The following is a 4,777-nucleotide window of genomic DNA, read 5'->3' on the forward strand; positions in this document are numbered from 1 at the left end:
CCGAACGGCATGTACGGTGGTGTGAGAGGGGCTAGAGATTATCCCCTACTCGATTGCAGACCCCGAATTTTCGTTTTTTCATGCAAAAATAGCGCATTTTCGGTGCTGAGATGATGATCCTGGAGCTTTTTCAGATAATTTTTTGACCTATCTATCATTAGAAAAGCTTAGAGCGCCAAAGGATTTGAGCGTTTTTCTGATTTTTAAGACTTTTTCCCAGTCTCTTTTTCGATTGAAGATGTAATTATTCTACTAACTAACTTCTTAGTACTAGCCAACAACGATAATCATAATTCCTCCCAAAATTAGGAATAATAAAGGCAATAATTTTTGTTTTTTCATGTGAAAAACCTCGCTTTTATTTTCTGTTATTTTATGCTAGAATATTAAAAATCAAATTTTAATTTCAAAGGTGGCAACTAAGATAGGAGCGCTACATGTCTAATTCATTTGTCAAGTTGTTAGTCTCTCAATTGTTTGCAAATTTAGCAGATATTTTCTTTAGAGTAACAATCATTGCTAACATATACATTATTTCAAAATCAGTAATTGCCACATCACTAGTTCCTATTTTAATAGGGATATCCTCTTTTGTTGCGAGTCTTTTAGTTCCTTTAGTTACTAAAAGGTTAGCACTAAATAGGGTTTTATCTTTATCCCAATTTGGAAAGACTATATTATTAACGATACTGGTAGGAATGTTTACCGTAATGCAATCAGTAGCGCCTTTGGTAACCTATCTATTTGTTGTTGCAATTTCCATATTAGATGGTTTTGCAGCACCTGTTTCCTATGCTATTGTGCCACGCTATGCGACCGATTTGGGCAAGGCTAACTCAGCCTTATCAATGAGTGGTGAAGCTGTTCAATTAGTGGGTTGGGGATTAGGTGGACTCTTGTTTGCAACAATTGGTCTCTTACCTACCACGTTTATCATTTTAATCTTGTATATCATTTCTAGCTTTCTGATGTTATTTCTTCCTAAGGCTGAAGTGGAGGTGTTAGAGTCAGAAACTAATCTTGAAATTTTACTCAAAGGTTGGAAGTTAGTTGCTAGAGATTCTAGATTAAGACTTTTTGTATCAGCAAATTTATTGGAAATTTTCTCAAATACGATTTGGGTTTCTTCTATCATACTTGTCTTTGTAACTGAGCTATTAAATGAAACGGAAAGTTACTGGGGATATTCTAATACAGCATACTCTATCGGGATTATAATTAGTGGCTTAATTGCTTTTAGGCTATCTGAAAAGTTTCTTGCTGCTAAATGGGAAAGTATTCTTTTTTCTCTTGTAGGCATGGTAATAGTGACACTGACTATTCTATATTTTCCAAACGCACAGATGTTTTTATTATTTTCAGCTTTAGTTGGTATGTTATCGCAACTAAAAGAAGTTCCTGAAAGTGTATTTCTTCAGGAAACAGTAGAGGAAAATAACTTGGTTAATGTCTATTCCGTTCTGGAAGTGATTTCAACACTATCATTTTCAGTATTTGTTTTGCTAATGAGCTATATTACTGAAAATTTTGGTATTAGCATCAGTTTTTGGCTATCGGCCATTTGTCTGATGATAGAAGCTATTTTAATCTATATCAGACGAGATTATTTTAAATGAGAGACTGATTAAAAAGTCTTTAAAAATCAGAAAAGCGCATAGTATTAGGTGTTGAAAAAACTTGATATTGTGCGTTTTATTATGGGAATATTTACTTCATTGTCTCCTGAAATGGAATTTTGAACCAGGAACACTCTATTTGAAATATACATAGAAAAACTGCATAATCTTTAAAATTAGCTTAAATACAGTGAAAATGTACGGTAAACAATTGAAAAATTACCCTATAAAATGGTACAATGGTAGAAAAATAAGCTAGTAAGAATCACTCTTATTTTAGCGAAAAATTACAGAAATGAATGGTTTTTCTTGATGAAACAGAGAAAAGAATTGTACCTCTTTCTTGGTCGGACAGCCTTGTATTTTCTTATCTTTCTAGGGCTGCTTTACTTCTTTAGCTATCTTGGACAGGGTCAAGGAAGCTTTATCTATAATGAATTTTAACTTGAAGGAGAATCCCTATTGTGTCAAATAAACCAATAGCAGATATGATTGAAACCATTGAGCATTTTGCTCAGACCCAGCCTAGCTATCCTGTCTATAATGTTTTAGGGCAGGAACACACTTATGGCGATTTAAAGGCTGATTCGGATAGTTTGGCTGCAGCTATTGACCAACTAGACTTGCCAGAGAAGTCTCCTGTAGTCGTTTTTGGTGGCCAAGAATATGAAATGTTGGCAACTTTTGTAGCTTTGACTAAGTCAGGTCATGCTTACATTCCAATTGATAGCCATTCGGCCTTGGAACGAGTTTCAGCTATTTTAGAAGTAGCGGATCCAAGCTTGATTATTGCCATTTCAGACTTTCCATTGGAGCAGGTTTCTACACCGATAATGAATCTAGCTCAGGTTCAAGGAACCTTTGATAAAGGGACCAGCTATGAAATCACGCATTCAGTCAAGGGAGATGATAACTACTACATTATCTTTACTTCTGGTACGACTGGTAAGCCAAAGGGAGTGCAGATTTCACATGATAATCTCCTCAGCTTTACCAACTGGATGATTACGGATAAGGAATTTGCGACACCAAGTCGTCCGCAAATGCTGGCTCAACCGCCTTATTCTTTTGATCTGTCTGTCATGTACTGGGCACCGACCTTGGCACTTGGTGGTACACTTTTCGCTCTTCCATCTGCCATTACACAGGACTTTAAACAACTTTTTGCGACCATCTTTTCATTGCCAATCGCTATCTGGACTTCAACACCATCCTTTGCGGATATGGCCATGTTGTCTGAAGACTTTAATAGTGAGAAAATGCCTGGAATCACGCATTTCTACTTTGATGGCGAAGAATTGACGGTCAAAACAGCTCAAAAATTGCGCGAGCGTTTCCCAAATACCCGAATTATCAATGCTTACGGTCCAACAGAAGCGACAGTGGCCCTATCAGCAGTTGCTGTGACAGACGAGATGTTAGCGACTCTCAAACGCCTACCAATCGGCTATACCAAGGCTGATTCTCCAACCTTTATCATTGATGAGGAAGGCAATAAATTGCCAAATGGCGAACAGGGAGAAATCATTGTTTCTGGACCAGCTGTTTCAAAAGGTTATATGAACAATCCTGAAAAAACAGCGGAAGCCTTCTTTGAATTTGAAGGATTGCCAGCCTATCACACAGGTGATGTGGGATCTATGACAGATGAAGGCTTGCTTCTCTACGGAGGACGCATGGACTTCCAGATTAAGTTCAACGGTTACCGCATTGAGTTAGAAGATGTCTCTCAAAACCTCAACAAGTCTCGCTTTATCGAGTCTGCTGTCGCAGTACCGCGCTATAATAAGGACCACAAGGTACAAAATCTCTTGGCCTATGTCATCTTAAAAGACGGTGTCCGTGAGCAGTTTGAACGTGATATCGATATTACCAAGGCTATCAAGGAAGACTTGACAGATATTATGATGTCTTATATGATGCCGTCCAAATTCCTTTATCGAGACAGTTTACCACTGACTCCAAATGGAAAAATTGACATCAAAGGATTGATTAACGAGGTGAATAAGAGATGATGGAGTTCTTTCAACAGCTTCCTCATTTAGAGCCATACGGTAATCCTCAGTATTTTGTCTATGTGATTGCTGCAACCTTGCCCATCTTTATAGGCCTCTTTTTCAAGAAACGCTTTGCCTGGTATGAAGTGTTGGTTAGTCTCTTCTTTATCGTCACCATGTTGGTAGGTGGGAAGACTAACCAATTGGCTGCCTTGGGTATTTACCTTTGTTGGGAAATATTGCTCCTGCTTTTCTACAAGCATTATCGAAAAAGTAAGGATGGAAAGTGGGTTTTCTACCTAGTTAGTTTTCTGTCACTCCTTCCGATTATCTTTGTCAAGGTGCAGCCAGCTATCAATGGAACGCAGTCTTTGCTTGGATTTTTGGGAATTTCTTACCTGACCTTTCGTTCGGTTGGGATTATCATCGAGCTGAGAGATGGAGTGATTAAGGATTTTACCTTCTGGGAATTCCTCCGCTTTCTTCTATTTATGCCGACTTTTTCAAGTGGTCCAATTGATCGCTTTAAGCGATTTAATGAAAATTATCAGACCATTCCTGAGCGAGATGAGTTGATGGATATGCTGGATGAATCTGTTCGCTATATCATGTGGGGATTTTTGTATAAGTTTATCCTAGCTCATGTTTTAGGAGAGACCTTACTCCCTCCTCTGAAGAATCTAGCCCTGGAGTCAGGTGGCTTCTTTAACCTCTATGCCTTGGCAGTTATGTATACCTTTGGTCTGGAGCTCTTCTTTGACTTTGCAGGTTACTCTATGTTTGCCTTAGCCATTTCAAATTTGATGGGAATCCGTAGCCCTATCAACTTTAATAATCCCTTTTTATCAAGGGATTTAAAGGAGTTTTGGAACCGTTGGCATATGAGTCTCTCTTTCTGGTTCCGTGACTTTGTCTTTATGCGGATGGTGATGGTGTTAACCAGAAAGAAGGTCTTTAAGAATCGCAATGTAACCTCAAGTGTGGCCTACATTGTAAATATGCTGATTATGGGATTTTGGCACGGTGTGACCTGGTACTATATCGCCTATGGACTCTTTCATGGATTAGGCTTGGTTATCAATGACGCTTGGATTCGTAAGAAAAAAACGCTCAATAAGGAACGGAAAAAAGCAGGGAAGCCTGCTCTACCTGAGAATCGCTGGA

4 protein-coding genes are annotated in these 4,777 nt (G+C 38.4%); all 4 read left to right on the forward strand.

What is annotated here, in order from left to right; translation table 11 throughout:
• The first annotated feature begins 437 nt into the window (after nucleotides 1–437).
• A complete protein-coding gene (locus tag RYL77_RS08760; RefSeq protein WP_315010993.1) occupies nucleotides 438–1,616 on the forward strand; it encodes a ryptide export MFS transporter in 1,179 nt (392 codons plus the stop codon).
• Nucleotides 1,617–1,928: 312 nt separating this feature from the next.
• On the forward strand, nucleotides 1,929–2,060 hold the full coding sequence (locus RYL77_RS08765) for a teichoic acid D-Ala incorporation-associated protein DltX (RefSeq protein WP_000813667.1): 132 nt from the start codon (nucleotides 1,929–1,931) through the stop codon (nucleotides 2,058–2,060).
• A gap of 20 nt (nucleotides 2,061–2,080) precedes the next feature.
• Nucleotides 2,081–3,631: a D-alanine--poly(phosphoribitol) ligase subunit DltA gene (gene dltA / locus RYL77_RS08770; RefSeq protein WP_315010994.1), complete on the forward strand. Its 1,551-nt coding sequence runs from the start codon at nucleotides 2,081–2,083 to the stop codon at nucleotides 3,629–3,631.
• A partial coding sequence (dltB, locus tag RYL77_RS08775; RefSeq protein ID WP_315010995.1) for a D-alanyl-lipoteichoic acid biosynthesis protein DltB occupies nucleotides 3,628–4,777 on the forward strand: 1,150 nt, incomplete at its 3' end. The genes dltA and dltB, both read left to right, overlap by 4 nt.

It is taken from the genome of uncultured Streptococcus sp., assembly GCF_963516515.1.
Classification (GTDB): Bacteria; Bacillota; Bacilli; order Lactobacillales; family Streptococcaceae; genus Streptococcus.